Raw genomic sequence first — 16854 nt, 5'->3', positions numbered from 1 at the left:
AAAACTATTTATTAGCAATATGATAGGCTATTAGTCCATCAATAGGTCTTCTTAAAACATTTCCTAGTTGTAGTTCGTATTTATCAAAAGTTTCTTTTAATTCTTCCTTTAGATAAAAAGCAATTGATCCTACAAAATGTACAGGTACCTCTTTGCAATTGTCATACTGTTTAATGTAATTTTTTACAAAAGACTTCATCCCTTTAAAGATAATTTTTCTACAAAATTCTGTTTCTTTATGCTGAATTAAAAACTTGGCAAAAGTGGCTAAATAAGCATTTGGATTGGGTTCTTTATACAACTTGCTTTTTATAGCGTCCGGATCCAAATCGTATTCTTTTTCAAATTCAACAGCCAATTCTTTTGGCATTTTATTAAAATAATACTTTCGAATTAATTCTTTTCCAAAAACGTTTCCACTACAATCATCCATGGCGATGTAACCTAAAGATTGTACTTTTTGATGCAATTCTTTTCCATCAAAATAACTACAGTTTGACCCCGTACCTAAAATAGAAACTATTGCTTTTTCTCCTTTGGGAGTGGTTGCATAAACAGCAGCATACGTATCCTCTTTAACATCTATAATAGCATTAGCAAAATACGTTTGAAAAACTTGCGAAAGTGTAATTTTCATTTTATCGGTACCACAACCTGCTCCGTAAAAAAATAAATGGGTTGCATTTTTCTTGTTCTGTAAAATATCGAAACGATCGTTTAAACGTTCAATAATTTCATCGGCTTCTAACACTTCAGGGTTTAATCCTAATGTTTGAGTTGTAAATAATACTTTTCCATTGTCATCTATCGCAATCCAATCGGCTTTGGTAGAACCACTATCAACTATTAATCTCATTTTTATGGTTTTTTGGGTTTTGGGGTTGCCTCTTTAAAAATTATTTAATTAAGAAAAGCAACAAAAAATAAAATCCCGTAAAACAAAGTTAACGGGATTTGTAAATATAGAGAATTATTTTAACCCTGCAATATGCACAGATAAATCAATTAATTTGCTAGAGTATCCATATTCATTATCATACCAAGAGATGATTTTGAAGAAAGTAGAGTTCAATCCAATTCCAGCATTAGCATCAATGATAGATGTTCTTGAATCAGAAACAAAATCCTGAGAAACAACTAAATCTTCCGTATATCCTAAGATACCTTTCATTGTCGTTTCAGAAGCATTTTTTAACACAGCCATAATTTCTTCGTAGGTAGTTTCTTTTTCAACTTTTACAGTTAAATCAACTACAGAAACATCCGTTGTAGGAACACGCATTGACATCCCTGTTAATTTTCCGTTCAATGAAGGAATCACTTTTCCTACTGCTTTAGCAGCACCTGTAGAAGATGGAATGATGTTACATGAAGCTGCACGACCACCTCTCCAGTCTTTTCTAGAAGGACCATCTGTAGTCATTTGTGTTGAAGTTGTTGCGTGAACAGTAGTCATTAACGCTTCAACAATTCCAAAGTTATCATTTATTACTTTAGCTAATGGAGCTAAACAGTTTGTAGTACAAGATGCATTTGAAACAACAGTATCAGTTGCTAAAGCTTTATCGTGATTTACTCCCATTACAAACATTGGAGCATCAGTTGAAGGCGCTGAAATAATTACTTTTTTAGCACCACCTTTGATGTGCTCGCTTGCAGTTTCAATAGTGGTAAAGAAACCGGTACATTCAGCAACAACATCTACTCCTACTTCATCCCATTTTAAATTTGCAGGCTCTCTTTCTGCAGTAATTCTGATATGTTTATCGTTTACAAAAAGTTTCCCGTCTTTAACTTCTACTTTTCCTGCAAAACGTCCGTGAACTGAATCGTATTTTAACAAATAAGCTAAATGATCAACGTCTAATAAATCATTAATTGCTACTACTTCTACATTATCTCTGTTGTAAGATTCTCTGAAAACAATTCTTCCAATTCTTCCAAAACCGTTTATTCCTAATTTTACTTTTGACATTTTACTTTAATTTTTTTGTTCATTTTTATTAACTCAATATAAAGTCTAATTTCCTCACAATAAACTTTAACCACTTATGTAGACATAATGTCTGAAACTCTTAATAATTCTCTATCAATTTCAGTTTTCCCTTTAATTGCTTGCTCCAGAGGTGTCAAGGTAACTTTATCATTCTGCAATCCAACCATGTAATTTGATTTCCCTTCTAACAATGATTCTACTGCTTTCACACCTAATCTACTTGCTAAAACTCTATCAAAACAAGACGGTGATCCACCACGCTGCATGTGACCTAATACAGAAACTCTAACATCATATTCCGGTAAATTAGCTTCCACATAATCTTTTAATTCGAATACGTTTTTACCTATTTTATCGCCTTCTGCAATAACAACTATGCTCGAAGATTTTCCTGATGCCTTACTCTTTTGCAGCGATTCTAGTAATCGATCCAAACCTAAATCTTCTTCAGGAATAAGAATTTCCTCTGCTCCTGCACCAATACCTGCATTCAAAGCAATATGTCCTGCATCTCTCCCCATTACCTCTACAAAGAATAAACGGTTGTGTGAACTTGCTGTATCTCTAATTTTATCAATTACATCTACTACAGTATTCAATGCCGTATCATATCCTAAGGTATGACTCGTTCCAAAAATATCATTATCTATAGTTCCTGGAATTCCCATCACTGGAAAATTAAATTCAGTATTGAATAATAAACCTCCTGTAAAAGTGCCGTCACCACCTATTACTACTAGAGCGTCGATTCCTGCTTTGGTAAGGTTTTCGTGAGCTTTTTTTCTTCCTTCGGGAGTTATAAATTCTAAAGATCGAGCCGATTTTAAAATCGTCCCTCCTTTATTGACAATGTTGTTTACACTTCGAGGTCCCATTTCTTTGAAGTCACCTTCAATCATTCCTTGATACCCTCTATAAATTCCTATACATTCTATGTTATGATAAGCACAAGTTCGAACAACCGATCGAATAGCAGCATTCATTCCTGGTGAGTCACCTCCCGAGGTTAGAACACCAACTTTTTTTATTGTTTTTGGCATTATTTAAGTATTAAAGTGTAAAACTAGCAAACATTAACCACTTTCAAGGCTGTGTTTTTAATAAATTAGTAAAGCATGATGAATTCAAACGTTTTCGTTAATAAGTTTTTGAAAAATCAAAATAAATTAAATTTTATTTAACAAAATTAAAAAATAGTCTACTTTTATTTAACAATTAACAATTGATCTGTTTTTTAATTGTAAAAACAGGGCAAACACTGCATTATTTATGGATACCAAATCTTAGGAAATTTTGCTTTTACATTTTAACAAAAAACTTAAAATAGGACCAGCGCTGGAAGTGGTATTTAATTTAATCTTAGTTTGTGATTATCGTAAATTAAAATTAATACTTAAAATTAAAAAATTAATTTTCCTCCGGAATTAAACCTTCTTGATTTTTTTTAATTCTTACAGTATTCGTTTTCTTGGATTTAGAAAAATTAATGTAATCTGGAGATAAATTAGAATCTTGATCTTCAGAAGCTGGAGTAGTGACCTTATCAAATTTAAGGTTTTTAAAAATCTTATTGACAAATTCTTTAAAAGTATCAAAGTCTACTTCATAAGAAACTCCTAAACCTTGTGTATAACCTATCCCTTGACCAATATAATTAATATCATTCTCTTTATTAAAAAGCCTTAAATTAAGGCTCCCATCCTCGTTTACTCTATAAAGTACTTCAACGTCCCCAACAATTGCCGATTCGTTTATTCCTCCAAAAGGCACTCCCAATTTACCATTAATAGTAACCCTTTCATTAATTTTAGATGAAATTGTAGCAACAAATCGTCCATCAGTTTCTTTCCCTATTCTTCTGTCAGCACCAATAAAGTTGAGCCCAACTTTAAATTTTTCATCGTCCGATTGAATGATACCGCCTAAAATACTAGATGCTGTTTCAAATAAGCTTCCAGAAAAATCAGATTGACTTACTCCTTCGGGGCTTAAAAACCCTCCAGAAGACAACAAATACAAGGCTTGTGTTTGTCGTACATCTTTATCATTTAATTTATATTGAATTTCTGACTTTAATACATTACTAACCGTTGGGAATTCAATATTGAAATCAGGTTCTGGACTTGTTAAATCGCCACGAAGTCCTATTACCACTTCTACGGGAACTTTAGTATTAAACGAAGAATTATCCAATAAAACTGCAGGATTTGCAGAGGTTTTATATACCGCTTCAAGATTTAATTGGGCTTTCATCGGGTTGCCTTCCCAGGAAATAGAGCCACCTTTTTTAACTGCAAATTTCTTATCGATAAGTCCCCCATATTTGAAATTATACGTTCCTTCATAAGCCTGAAAATCCCCCCACATATTGAATCTTCCTAAAGTATTAATCTTAAACAATAACGATCCAAACCCTTTACCTTTCATACCATGACCAGTATTCCGGTCTAGAATAACTTCTACTTCTGCGTCTGGAGTAATATCAAAATCAAATTCTAATTCAAGTCCATTATAATTCCTGGTATTATCAACAATTCCTTTTTCTAAATTATATTTCTCTTGGGCACTTACAAAATGAATAAAGATATTGTCACTGACACTCTCTGCATTGTTAATCGGTATTTTGACAGCAGTCCCTTTTTCAGATTTTGCATTTACTTTTATAAACAAGGAATTGGTAGGCCCTTTTATAGTTGCTGTACCATCAATAAATGCTGTCCCATAATAAGCGGCATCTTCACTATCTTTAGTATCTAGCGCTACTAGTCTTTTTGAACTAATTGCTAAATCTAATTTCCAGTCTGTAAAATTACTATGCTGAATACTTCCATTTAAATTCCCTTTAGTCCCGTATTTAGTATCCGTTAGAGTATTATTTCTAAACAAGAATCGCTCATCTGTTAAGTCAATAATTGTGTTGTTACTTAAGGCATAATCTACATTCAAATACGGCACTGTTATTCCAGCATCATCCAAAAATAAACGTCCATTGATATTCGGCTTTTTGAGATTCCCCTCAATTGTAGCGTTTCCTGCTATTGAGCCTCTAATGTTAGATAACACTTCTCCGCCGAGTGAGTTTAAAGTGGCGATATTAAATTTTTCGAAATTTAATTTTAAATCAAGAATAGTCTCTTTATTAACAATTTCAAAACTTCCGTCAGCATTAAATGATTCTAGATTATCATTTTCTAAATTCGAATTTATAGTAAATTTCCTAAGGCTTTCATCACCTTCAATATCAAAATTTAAAGTACCTAAATCCGTTTTATTTACATTTAAATTATCAATTACTATAGAGGAAGTAGGTTGGTAAACATCCTTATTCTGCTTAAAATTTACTGCTCCATTTATGTTTCCATGCACAATAAACTTTTCATTGGTAGGCGTAATTTGGTTTAAATCAACATCTTTAAAACTCAACTTCAAATCCTTAATAGTGGTATCCTTAAATACTCCACCTAATGAAATGGACTGATCTTCATGAGATAAAATTATATTATCAATATTGAAATTTTTAAATGACTTATCAAAAACGATTTGATTATCCGGTGTTTCTTTTTCATTCAAAAACCAAAGATAGTCCTTGAATTTAACTTCTGATTTACTAATTCCCACAACATTATTATTGTCCTTATTTATCGTGTGGTATAAGTTTAGATTATAATAATCCTCTGCATTTGGTCCTCCTTTGAATTCCGAACGAAAATACAATGTATCTTTCATCGTAACATTTATAAGACTAAAATCGCGTATTTTATAGTATTTTGTTTTGATGCTATCTAATTCAACATAGGCATTATAAAGCGGGTTTTTATTATCAACTGAAACCCTAATATTATCAAATGTAGTATTAGAAGCTATAATTTGTGGTGAATTAAAATTGAGTTTAAATTCCTGATTGTCAGAATTGATATTTCCTTTAACAATCGTATTAGCCCCGATTGAAATTTCGGGATAAAATATTTCGATTATTTTGTTGTAAATTGAAAAATTGAATTTAAGAAACTGGCCTTTCTTTACCTTGCTGGGTTTGAAATTGGTGTACAAACTTCCCAAAGAATTCTTTACTAAATTTTCTAATTGATTGAATTCATATTTACCTATAATCTCACCCTCAACGATATCAGGAGAATTCACCGTTATAGTTCGTACCCTATTTGGGTCAAAAGAAGAAATTATTGTAAAATCATCAAAATTATAAGTATCCTTCGCGTTTTTAAAAGACGTTTTATTGATATATACATTTCCTTGAAAATTTTCTATGTTATTTCCTGTTGCCTGAACCACAACATCACCTTTAAATACAGAAACAGAATCTTTAACTAATTTTAATTTATTCAAATCAGCATTTTCAACATTAATATGAAAATCATATCGATTGTCTTTTTGACTAAGATCTAATAAACCGTCAAAAGTCATTACCAAATTTGGATCATTAATTGAAATCTGACCTTTATAATTCGGACTTTTTAGAGTACCATTGACAACAATATTGGTGTACTTATAATTTTTATAGTCAATTTGACTAATAGCGCCTTTGATCGCAGTGTTTAAATATTTTTGTTTAAAACCTTTGCCATCCACATCAATATTCAAACTAACTCTTCCTAACTCTTTTTGATCCAATAAAGTCCCAATATCAAAGTTTTCTAAAACTACATTTCCTAAATAAGACGCCTTATCAATTACATTTATATTTTGTATCTCTAAATTAGAAGTTACTCTTCCTAATGCGGTTATCATTGAAAAATCAGCTTTAACGGCAGTCGTAGAAACATTAGAAGTTCCTGAAGCTGAAAATCTTCCGAATTTTTTTAACGATGTAGGCAACTTGTTTCCCAAAATATTAGGTAGAATGACGACCAAATCTTCATAACTAGAAGTCAACTTGTCAAACTTTGCATACATCGAAAATTTCTGTCCTTTTTTGGCAAATAAATTTTTAAAATTGATATCGCCAATAATTTGTGTTTTTCGATCATCAACTAATTCCAAATTTTTAAACTTTAAATCATTAAGAGTCCCTTTGATACTTGCTTTTGTATAAAAATGTTGGTTTTTACCAATTTCTTTATAAAAATAGCGAATATCATTCGAGGCTATGGAAGCCGAATTCAGTTGGATATCAAACAGCACTTTATCCGTAAAGTTGGAGAAATCTTCTATTTTATAATTCAATAAAACTGTTCCATTCAAAGTGGATTCCTTGGTTAATAAATCCAGATTTTCAAGCTTTATATTTTTCTTTGAATAGGTGAATTTAGATTTCAAATTTTTAACATACAATCCACGAAAGTCAAGAAAAGACATTTTGTTGATCTGGGTGGTTACATCTGGCCCAAATATTAAAAAATCATCTACAGAGGCATTCAGTTTAGTAAAATCAAGATCCTTTGGATTCTCTCTATTGAAATCCATTACAATAAAACGTCCATTGTAGATTTGTAATTTATTTGCTTTAAGCAAAAATTTTCTACTTGAGGGTTTTCCTGTTTCAAAAGCTTTTATGAATTTGTCAAGATTAGATTCCTTTTCATTTTTATATGTTTTCAAGTTTAAAACTAATCCATGCACATCTAAGTCATCAAAGATCAAATCCCCGTCGAGTAATTTTTTACCTTCTAAAATTGTGGTGGCAATCCGTTCCGAATAAATCAAAGTATCTTTATGATGATCCAGAATTAATACTTTTTTGAATTTTATTCCACCAAAAACTGAAATAGCAACTCCATCTATGGTAATATTAGTTCCAAAATCTTTATTGATACTATTGGTAAAATACTGAGCAATTCTAGTTTGCACTACCGGAATAGTTAGTGCAATACCAAGCACTAATAATAGTAGGATCAGCCCCAAAAGTAAACGAAATGCTATTTTAATAATTTTTTTGATACCTATTTACTCTTTAAATTTTCTAATATTTTATTTTGCCTTTAGAAACAAGGTGCCTTTGATAAAAATTATCTAATTTTGCCTGTTTACAAAAAGTTATTTACATAATTTATCTGTCAAATATAATTCAAAATTTGTGCCTTTTTATGCAAAATCCTGAGGTTTTTATTCTTGCCATCGAAAGTTCCTGTGACGATACTGCAGCTGCCATTTTACAAAACGATAAAGTGTTGTCAAATGTTGTGGCAAATCAGCTAATTCACAATCAATATGGTGGTGTAGTTCCTGAATTAGCTTCTCGTGCGCACCAACAAAATATTGTTCCTGTGGTAGCTGCAGCACTGAGAAATGCAAATATACAAAAAGAACAATTATCTGCAATTGCTTTTACACAAGGGCCGGGGCTTATGGGTTCCCTTTTAGTAGGAAGTTCTTTTGCTAAATCATTGGCACTGGCGTTACAAATTCCTCTGATTGCGGTAAACCACATGCAAGCACATGTATTAGCTCATTTTATTAAAGAAGATGGTTTTGAGAAACCTAGTTTTCCATTTTTGGCCTTGACTATAAGCGGGGGACACACTCAAATAATTAAAGTAGCTGACTTTTTTGATATGACAGTAATTGGCGAAACCACAGATGACGCAGTTGGCGAAGCTTTTGATAAAAGTGCTAAAATCTTAGGTCTTCCCTATCCAGGAGGTCCTTTGATCGATAAATATGCACAGTTGGGAAATCCAAAAGCTTTTGTATTTACCAAACCAAAAGTTCCTGGATTGGATTTTAGTTTTTCGGGATTAAAAACGGCGATTCTATATTTTATTCAAAAGAGAAAATTAGAAAATCCAAATTTTGTTGATGAAAATTTAAATGATATTTGCGCATCGATACAACATACAATTATTGAAATTTTAATGGACAAATTAAAATTAGCGGTAAAAGAAACCGGAATAAAACAAATTGCCATTGGAGGTGGGGTTTCCGCAAATTCTGGAATTCGAAATACACTAAAAGAAACAGAGCATAAATACGGTTGGAAGACCTTTATTCCTAAATTTGAATACACGACTGATAATGCTGCAATGATTGGAATTGTGGGTTATCAAAAATTTTTAACACAAACATTTGAAACTTCAGCAGTAGTTTCTAAAGCAAGAATACAATTCTAAATTATGCAATTATTTTACAATCCAAATATTACAGATTCTACGCAAAATTTTTCTTTTGACAAAGAAGAAAGCAAACACATTATCAAAGTCTTACGAAAAAAAGATACTGATATATTATATGTCACTAATGGTTTAGGAGATTTATTCAAGACGGAAATCACCTTGGCTTCTGACAGTAAATGTACTGTAAAAATACTTTCATTTGAAAAAAAGGCGCCTTCAAAATACCGATTGCATCTGGCTGTAGCTCCTACTAAAATGAATGATCGCTTTGAGTGGTTCCTGGAGAAAGCAACAGAAATAGGAGTACATGAAATTACGCCCATTATTTGTGACCACTCCGAACGAAAAGTTGTTAATGCGGAACGATTTGATAAAATTCTATTAACTGCAATGAAGCAATCTAATGAATTGTATCTTCCAAAATTAAACAATGCCATTACATTCAAAGAATTCATTAAACTTAAAAATGGAGGTTTAAAATTAATCGCCCATTGTGAAGAAACAGATAAAAGAACTTTAAAATCAGTTTTAAAACCTAACGAGGATATTACCATGCTTATAGGCCCAGAAGGCGATTTTTCCGAAAAAGAAATTGCTCTGGCACTAGAAAATAATTTTACACCTGTTTCGTTAGGAAACACTAGACTACGAACAGAAACAGCTGCAATTGTTGCCTGTCACAGTGTTGTTTTCTTCAATGAAGAATAAGGATGTCTTATTTATTACCTATGAAAAAAATATTTTATCTGCTGTTCCTACTTTCTATCCCATCGTATGCACAAGAAATTGCTTTGGTAAAGTACAGCGGTGGTGGTGATTGGTATGCAAACCCTACTTCGCTTCCTAATTTAATTAAATATTGCAATACTACCATTAACACCCGAATTAAATCCAAAGTAGCAACTGTAGAACCTAGTAGCCCTGATTTATTTTCGTATCCTTATGTTCACATGACCGGCCATGGAAATGTCGTTTTTAGTAATGCTGATGTAAGTAACCTTAAAAATTATCTCCTTGCTGGCGGATTTCTTCATATTGATGATAATTACGGGATGGATCAATACATTAAAAAAGAAATTAAAAAAATATTCCCAAACACTGATTTAGTTGAAATCCCGGCAAGTCATGCCATATTTCAAAGACCAAACTCTTTCCCAAATGGATTACCCAAAATACATGAGCATGATGGAAAACGACCTCAGGCCTTTGGAATATTTGTAAAAACTAAATTAGTTTTACTTTATACCTATGAATGCGATTTAGGTGACGGATGGGAAGATCCTGAAGTTAACAATGATCCAAAAGAAGTTCGTGAAAAAGCATTGAAAATGGGTGCTAATATCATTAATTATCTCTTTAATAATTAATATTAGCTTTGCTAAAACCGCTTCCTTAATTAAAATCAGTATACCTGTTTCCCTTAGAAACCATTTTAATTTTCGAAAAAAATAAAAGTAAAGAACCTCTATTTTACTAAATTTATCAAGGCCAAATAATTCTCGGGCAAACTACTTCTAGGTTAATAATTCAATCTAATAAGGTATATTTATTAAAGCGACACCAAACTTATAAGCGTATATGTCTATATCCTATTTAAAAACTGTGTTTAGTCGTTTTTTTAAGACTAGATTTTCAGAACATACTCCTAAAAAAAATTATAAATTACTTCAATAGAACCAATTACCGAAAATTTGTTTTATTTTAAAAAAGAGGTTAAAATCAATAATTTTAATAATTATTATAAAATTGTGATAATTAATATTTTTTTGATATTAAAAATATTAAATAACTTACTAATATATAAGTTTTAGTTTTAAACTCTTTAACTTAAAAAATTTGTATGAATCTACTTGTTTATCAAAATAAATAATAATCCCGTAACATCAACAAAATCTAATAAGTAGTATTTTTTATTAAAAAAAAAATTAAAAAAAATTTTTTTTTTAAATAAATTGTTATAAAATTGTGAAATAATTAACCAAATCTATTAATTTATAACAAATTTATTATGAAAAAAATTCTTTTATCTGCTGCAGCATTTTTAATGCTTTTCTCATGTCAAAATGATGTAACAGACAATACTCCACAAGCAAGTGCAGTATCTCAAAGGGGTTGTGCCTCACAAGAAGTTCTTGCGGCACAAATGAAAGCAGATCCTACATTAGCAATTCGAATGAATCAAATTGAAGCTTTTACACAAAAAGCAATGTTAACAAATCGTTTAGTAAATGGTAAAGTAGAAATCCCAGTTGTAGTAAACGTGCTTTACAGAACCGCCGCTGAAAATATTTCTTTGACACAAATTCAATCGCAAATTGATGTATTGAATAAAGATTTTAATGCTTTAAACTCTGATTATTCTTCTGTTCCTGCATTATTTTCAGGTGATAAAGCGAATGTTGGAATTACTTTTGTATTACAAAGTGTTGTTAGAAAGTCTACTACTACAACTTCATGGTCTACCAATGATGCTATGAAAAAAGCACCAAAAGGGATCACTCCTACAACTCCTACAACTGTTTTAAACATGTGGTCATGTAATATGGGTGGTGGTATCCTTGGGTATGCTCAATTTCCTGGAGGAGCATCTGCAACTGATGGGGTTGTAATTGACAATAATGCTTTTGGAACTAATGGTACTGCTGCAGCTCCATTTAATTTAGGAAGAACTGCTACTCATGAAGTAGGTCACTGGATGAATTTACGTCACATTTGGGGTGATGCAACTTGTGGAAGTGACTTGGTATCTGATACACCTACACACAACACTGCTAATTACGGTATACCTGCTTATCCACATTACAGTACTTGTTCAGGAACTCCGGTAGAAATGACAATGAACTATATGGATTATACTGATGATGCTGGAATGTACATGTTCTCTAACGGTCAAAAATCAAGAATGGATGCTTTATTTGTTTCCGGTGGAGCAAGAGCTAGTTTCGGAATATAATTTTCTTTCCTATATTACAAAAAGAGGTGTCATCAATAGTCACCTCTTTTTATTGATCAATAAGCTCCTTTCGTTTTTACATAATTATAAAGTATCTCAAATTATGTAAATCTTATTTCAGTAGCAGTTCAGCAGTTATTTATTCCTGAGCTGTTGTATTTACAATTAGCATCACAAAGTTACAATTGTAACAAATTTTCTAAATTTATTTTTAAATAATTAACCAAATCTATTAATTTATATCAACCTTATTATGAAAAAAATTCTCTTATCTGCTGTGGCATTATTAATGCTTTTTTCTTGTCAAAATGACACAACAGAAATTACTCCATCAGCAGATGCTATTGCTAAACGTGGTTGCGCATCTCAAGAAGTCCTAGCAGCCCAAATGAAGGCAGATCCTTCTTTAGCGTTAAAAATGAATGAAATTGAAGCATTCACACAAAAATCAATTTTGACAGGTCGTTTAGTAAATGGAAAAATTGAAATTCCGGTTGTAGTGAATGTTCTTTACAGAACCACTGCTGAAAATATTTCCTTAGCACAAATTCAATCCCAGATTGATGTTTTAAATAAAGATTTTAACGCAGCAAATTCGGATTTTAATCAAGTTCCTTCTTTATTTGCCGGTGTTAAAGCGAACGTAGAAATCTCTTTTGTACTAGAAGCTGTTTATAGAAAAGCTACTACAAAAACTTCTTGGGGTACTAACGACGCTATGAAAATTGCTTCTCAAGGTGGAATTGCTCCAACTACTCCAACTACTAGGATGAACCTTTGGGCTTGTACTATTGGCGGTGGAATCTTAGGTTATGCTCAATTTCCTGGTGGGTCTTCTTCTACTGATGGTGTTGTAATTGATTCAAAATATTTAGGAAATACTGGCACAGCCGTTTACCCTTTTAACTTAGGAAGAACAGCAACTCATGAAGTAGGACACTGGATGAACTTACGCCATATTTGGGGTGATGCAACTTGTGGTAGTGATTTAGTATCTGATACACCTACTCACAATGCAGCAAATTCTGGAGTTCCAGCATATCCACATTACAGTACTTGTTCTGGTAACCCAGTTGAAATGACAATGAACTATATGGATTATACTGATGATAGAGGAATGTATATGTTCTCTAACGGTCAAAAATCAAGAATGGCTGCCGTTTTTGTTTCTGGTGGATCAAGAGCAAGTTTCAGATTGTAGTTTTTTAGTTTTTTAAGAATTCAAAACTCGCTACTTGTTAGCGAGTTTTTTTTTATATTTACCGACTAAAAATAAAAGATGATTACATCACAGACGATTTCCAACGGTATTTTGAGAGCGCTATTGACTTTAGCTTTCTGCGGTTTAATTTTATTATTTTTTTACCAAATTCAATCGGTCTTAATATATCTGGTAATATCATTTATAATGACGTTGATTGGAAATCCCATTTTAGACTTTTTTAAAAGACGACTAAAATTCAATCATATCTTTGCTACAATACTAGTTTTATTCATTTTTATATTAATTATCTTCGGTTTTATAATGATGTTTGTTCCGTTGGTTTTATCACAGGGACAAAATCTTTCCTTACTAAATACGGTAGAAATTGAAAAAAATATTGTTCAATTAATGGAGCAAATAAGTGTGTTCCTTGAAAGCCATCAAATTGATTCTGCACAACTTTTAAAGGAGGCTAACGTAACCTCTAAGGTAAACTTTAATTTTATTCCTAATTTTTTAAACACAATCCTGAATACCATTAGCAGCTTAGGAGTAGCATTAGGATCGATTCTATTCATAACCTTCTTCTTTCTAAAAGACCGGTTGATGTTTGTTGTTGGTGCCAAAAAATTAATTCCAAATAGCCATGAGGATCAAATCTTACATTCTTTAGATAAAATAAACCACTTATTGTCGCGCTATTTTATTGGCTTATTACTTCAATTGTTCATCGTATTTATATTATATATGATTGTACTGTTTATTTTTGGAGTACCTAATGCGCTTGTTATTGCTTTTCTATGTGCTGTGTTAAACATTATTCCCTATATCGGCCCGTTAATTGCTTCGGTCTTAGCCGCAATTTTGACAATGCTAAGTAATTTGGGCAGTGATTTTCAATCTGAAATTTTACCAACAACAATATACGTTTTAATCGGTTTTTGGATGGTACAAATAATTGACAATAATTTTTCTCAGCCCATCATTTTTTCTAAAAGTGTAAGTTCACACCCCTTAGAAATTTTCCTAGTAATTCTTATTGCAGGTTTCCTTTTTGGAATTCTTGGAATGGTGGTAGCAGTTCCTCTTTATACAATAATAAAGGTCATTGGTAAAGAATTCTTCCCTGAAAACAAAATAATCATGTTGTTGACTAAAGATATTTAATTGTGGACACAGCACTATTAAATCCAGCAATACAAACTTTTATAGATGATAATATTGGTGTAAACATATCAAAGTTAGCACTTCAAAAAAATCCATTTCCAGAGTCCAATTGGATTACTGTTTTGAGCCAAATAGAAGCAAAGACAAAAGCAAAAAACAAACTACCGACTTGGTTTGCAACCAAAAATATAATTTATCCAAGTAAAATTTCGATAGAACAAACATCATCTGAAACAACTGCTTCCTATAAAGCCTCAATTGTATCGGGAAAATCTCTAATTGATTTAACTGGAGGTTTTGGAGTAGACGATTCTTATTTTGCGAAAAAGATAGAAAAAGTATCCCATTGCGAAATAAATCCAGCATTATCTACTATCGTTCAACATAATTTTAAACAATTAAATATTCAAAATATTTCATGTTATACAGGAGATAGTTTTGACACATTGAACACTTTAAATTCAAAATGGGACTGGATTTACATAGATCCTTCCAGACGAAATGATGCCAAAGGAAAAGTTTTTATGCTTAACGATTGTTTACCTAATGTCCCTGAAAATCTTACTTTTTATTTTAATCATTCCAAACACATTTTAATTAAAACAGCACCTTTACTTGATCTATCAGCTGGATTATCTGAATTGCAACACGTAAAAACAATACATATCGTTGCTATTGAGAGTGAAGTAAAAGAATTAGTATGGGAATTACATGCAACTTATTCTGGACCTGTAACAATAAAAACAATTAATATAGTAAAGGATAAAGTTGAAACATTTGATTTTATTCTGAATGAGGAGATTACAACTACTTCAATTGGTTTACCACAAAAATACCTTTACGAGCCTAATAGCGCCATAATGAAATCAGGTGGTTTTGATCAAGTTGGAGCTTTTTTCAATTTAGACAAATTACACAAGCATTCCCATTTATACACTTCTGTTGATTTAATATCTTTTCCAGGACGTTGTTTTGAAATACAAAATTGTTTTGGGTACAACAAAACAGAAATGAAATCTTTTTTAGAAAATACCCAAGCCAATATTACAACTCGAAATTTCCCAGATAGTGTAGAAAATATTCGAAAAAAATGGAAAATAAAAGACGGTGGTAATATCTATTGTTTTTTTACAACTAATGAAAATAATCATAAAATAGTTTTAATTTGCACCAAAATATCATAACGATGAAACACTGCTTTGCACTCTCTTTATTTCTTTTTACTAGTATTTTATTTGCTCAGAAACCTTGCGAGTACAGCTCCAATGTAACTGACTCTATTGGAACCTATAAAGCAACCAAAGAATACATGATTAGTGAGAAACATTTTGGTGGCAATTCTAGTTATATCTTTTATTCCCTGGCATTAACGGATGGCTTACCAACACTAAGTGTGCAATTTATTCAAAAAAGTAAAGATTTTTTGAAAGCAAATTGCTTTGATAAAAATTCCAAATTATACTTACAGCTTAATAATGGAAAAATAATCACATTAATACATATCGATCAAGAAAATTGTGGTACGATGTTACGTGATGAAAAAGGGTTTGACAACAGAGTTAATTCTGGTATTTTCATGTTCATTAAAGACAGTTTTGAAGACTTAAAAAATTCTCCAGTATCTATGATGCGTATTAAATATTTAACCGATACGGAAGACTACATCTTCAAAAAAGAGTTTAAATCCGAATTAAACAATGAGATTTATAATCCTGAAACCTACTTTATCAATACCTTACAATGTATTGAGTGAGTCTATTTACAATCCCATTTAGCATTAGATATTGCATCCTTCTGACTTGACTTCAAATTGTAGTGCCACCACTCAGAATCAAAAGAATTAAAACCGCTACCTGTCATAATTGTTTTCAACAAGGCTCTGTTCTTTTTTACTTCTTTCGAAACATTTAGGTAACTATGGCTTGCTTCTTTACCAAAAAAATCGAAAGAAGTTCCCATATCCAATTCTTTCCCAATACCATCAACCAGAGTAATATCTATTGCTCCTCCTCTGTTGTGGATGGAACCCTTTGCAGGATTGGCAACATATTCCGGATTTGATACAATTTTCCACATTTTTTTCTGAATATCTAAAGGGCGATAACAATCAAAAATTTTAATCTTATACCCTTTTTTAATAAACTTTTTATTTGCTACAACAAGTGCTTTTACCGTTTTTAAACGCAAAAAACATTCGGCACAATCGTACACTTTTTCCTTTAAAAAATTATCGTCTGTGGCATACTTCATATCAAAGACAAAATCTTGGCTGTAATCTTTTAAATTCACAAAAGTAGTATCACTGATATGTGAACTATCTTTTTCCTGAGCTATAGAAATCATAGTCTGTGACTTACAGGAAAAAACAAAAAAAAGCAATACAAGGGATTTAAACGATGGAGTCATAAAACTATTTTTTATAAAAATAAGATTATTTTAGAATTTACAACAGTTCTTAAAACAAAAA

Annotated in this window: 13 protein-coding genes; 8 read left to right on the top strand and 5 right to left on the bottom strand. The window is 31.5% G+C overall.

From position 1 onward, the window contains the following. Nucleotides 1-4 precede the first annotated feature (4 nt). The 4 genes from AC0608_RS07335 to AC0608_RS07320 form a co-directional block, all read right to left on the bottom strand. Nucleotides 5-856, bottom strand: coding sequence for an N-acetylglucosamine kinase (locus tag AC0608_RS07335; RefSeq protein ID WP_417960261.1), 852 nt, complete (start codon nucleotides 854-856; stop codon nucleotides 5-7). Nucleotides 857-970: 114 nt separating this feature from the next. Then, nucleotides 971-1975: a type I glyceraldehyde-3-phosphate dehydrogenase gene (gene gap / locus AC0608_RS07330; RefSeq protein ID WP_478288612.1), complete on the bottom strand. Its 1005-nt coding sequence runs from the start codon at nucleotides 1973-1975 to the stop codon at nucleotides 971-973. A 74-nt stretch (nucleotides 1976-2049) separates the two neighbouring features. Continuing rightward, complete coding sequence (gene pfkA / locus AC0608_RS07325) at nucleotides 2050-3036, bottom strand: 6-phosphofructokinase (protein ID WP_417960263.1); 987 nt, start codon at nucleotides 3034-3036, stop codon at nucleotides 2050-2052. A gap of 367 nt (nucleotides 3037-3403) precedes the next feature. Next, nucleotides 3404-7801 (bottom strand): translocation/assembly module TamB domain-containing protein, encoded by a 4398-nt coding sequence (locus AC0608_RS07320; RefSeq protein ID WP_478288611.1) that lies wholly within the window; start codon nucleotides 7799-7801, stop codon nucleotides 3404-3406. 236 nt (nucleotides 7802-8037) lie between these two features. On the opposite strand from AC0608_RS07320, the gene tsaD reads away from it, so the two are divergent. The 8 genes from tsaD (at nucleotide 8038) to AC0608_RS07280 (ending at nucleotide 16140) form a co-directional block, all read left to right on the top strand. Further along, nucleotides 8038-9060, top strand: a complete 1023-nt coding sequence (gene tsaD, locus AC0608_RS07315; protein WP_417960265.1) for a tRNA (adenosine(37)-N6)-threonylcarbamoyltransferase complex transferase subunit TsaD — start codon at nucleotides 8038-8040, stop codon at nucleotides 9058-9060. A gap of 3 nt (nucleotides 9061-9063) precedes the next feature. Next, nucleotides 9064-9771 carry a 16S rRNA (uracil(1498)-N(3))-methyltransferase gene (locus tag AC0608_RS07310; RefSeq protein ID WP_478288610.1) on the top strand — a complete coding sequence of 236 codons (708 nt, stop codon included), beginning with the start codon at nucleotides 9064-9066 and terminating at the stop codon, nucleotides 9769-9771. A 20-nt stretch (nucleotides 9772-9791) separates the two neighbouring features. Further along, a complete protein-coding gene (locus AC0608_RS07305; protein WP_478288609.1) occupies nucleotides 9792-10430 on the top strand; it encodes a DUF4159 domain-containing protein in 639 nt (212 codons plus the stop codon). 641 nt (nucleotides 10431-11071) lie between these two features. Beyond that, nucleotides 11072-12016 (top strand): zinc metalloprotease, encoded by a 945-nt coding sequence (locus AC0608_RS07300; RefSeq protein WP_417960268.1) that lies wholly within the window; start codon nucleotides 11072-11074, stop codon nucleotides 12014-12016. A gap of 253 nt (nucleotides 12017-12269) precedes the next feature. Continuing rightward, on the top strand, nucleotides 12270-13217 hold the full coding sequence (locus AC0608_RS07295) for a zinc metalloprotease (protein WP_417960269.1): 948 nt from the start codon (nucleotides 12270-12272) through the stop codon (nucleotides 13215-13217). 78 nt (nucleotides 13218-13295) lie between these two features. Further along, nucleotides 13296-14387: an AI-2E family transporter gene (locus AC0608_RS07290; RefSeq protein WP_478288608.1), complete on the top strand. Its 1092-nt coding sequence runs from the start codon at nucleotides 13296-13298 to the stop codon at nucleotides 14385-14387. A 2-nt stretch (nucleotides 14388-14389) separates the two neighbouring features. Continuing rightward, complete coding sequence (locus AC0608_RS07285; RefSeq protein ID WP_478288607.1) at nucleotides 14390-15571, top strand: THUMP-like domain-containing protein; 1182 nt, start codon at nucleotides 14390-14392, stop codon at nucleotides 15569-15571. Nucleotides 15572-15573: 2 nt separating this feature from the next. Continuing rightward, nucleotides 15574-16140: a hypothetical protein gene (locus tag AC0608_RS07280; RefSeq protein WP_417960272.1), complete on the top strand. Its 567-nt coding sequence runs from the start codon at nucleotides 15574-15576 to the stop codon at nucleotides 16138-16140. 2 nt (nucleotides 16141-16142) lie between these two features. On the opposite strand, the gene AC0608_RS07275 is transcribed toward AC0608_RS07280, so the two are convergent. Continuing rightward, nucleotides 16143-16793 carry a M15 family metallopeptidase gene (locus tag AC0608_RS07275; protein ID WP_478288606.1) on the bottom strand — a complete coding sequence of 217 codons (651 nt, stop codon included), beginning with the start codon at nucleotides 16791-16793 and terminating at the stop codon, nucleotides 16143-16145. Between the last annotated feature and the right edge of the window lie 61 nt (nucleotides 16794-16854).

The organism is Flavobacterium sp. GNP008 (assembly GCF_056428965.1).
The sequence above is the reverse complement of the archived record's forward strand: the minus strand, read 5'-3'. Positions and strand labels throughout refer to the sequence as shown.

Coding starts and splice junctions, on each gene's coding strand:
- pfkA (WP_417960263.1), bottom strand. CDS start 3,036: ATGCCAAAAACAATAAAAAAAGTTGGTGTTCTAACCTCGGGAGGTGAC.
- AC0608_RS07275 (WP_478288606.1), bottom strand. CDS start 16,793: ATGACTCCATCGTTTAAATCCCTTGTATTGCTTTTTTTTGTTTTTTCC.
- AC0608_RS07335 (WP_417960261.1), bottom strand. CDS start 856: ATGAGATTAATAGTTGATAGTGGTTCTACCAAAGCCGATTGGATTGCG.
- AC0608_RS07290 (WP_478288608.1), top strand. CDS start 13,296: ATGATTACATCACAGACGATTTCCAACGGTATTTTGAGAGCGCTATTG.
- AC0608_RS07300 (WP_417960268.1), top strand. CDS start 11,072: ATGAAAAAAATTCTTTTATCTGCTGCAGCATTTTTAATGCTTTTCTCA.
- AC0608_RS07310 (WP_478288610.1), top strand. CDS start 9,064: ATGCAATTATTTTACAATCCAAATATTACAGATTCTACGCAAAATTTT.
- AC0608_RS07305 (WP_478288609.1), top strand. CDS start 9,792: ATGAAAAAAATATTTTATCTGCTGTTCCTACTTTCTATCCCATCGTAT.
- AC0608_RS07280 (WP_417960272.1), top strand. CDS start 15,574: ATGAAACACTGCTTTGCACTCTCTTTATTTCTTTTTACTAGTATTTTA.
- gap (WP_478288612.1), bottom strand. CDS start 1,975: ATGTCAAAAGTAAAATTAGGAATAAACGGTTTTGGAAGAATTGGAAGA.
- tsaD (WP_417960265.1), top strand. CDS start 8,038: ATGCAAAATCCTGAGGTTTTTATTCTTGCCATCGAAAGTTCCTGTGAC.
- AC0608_RS07295 (WP_417960269.1), top strand. CDS start 12,270: ATGAAAAAAATTCTCTTATCTGCTGTGGCATTATTAATGCTTTTTTCT.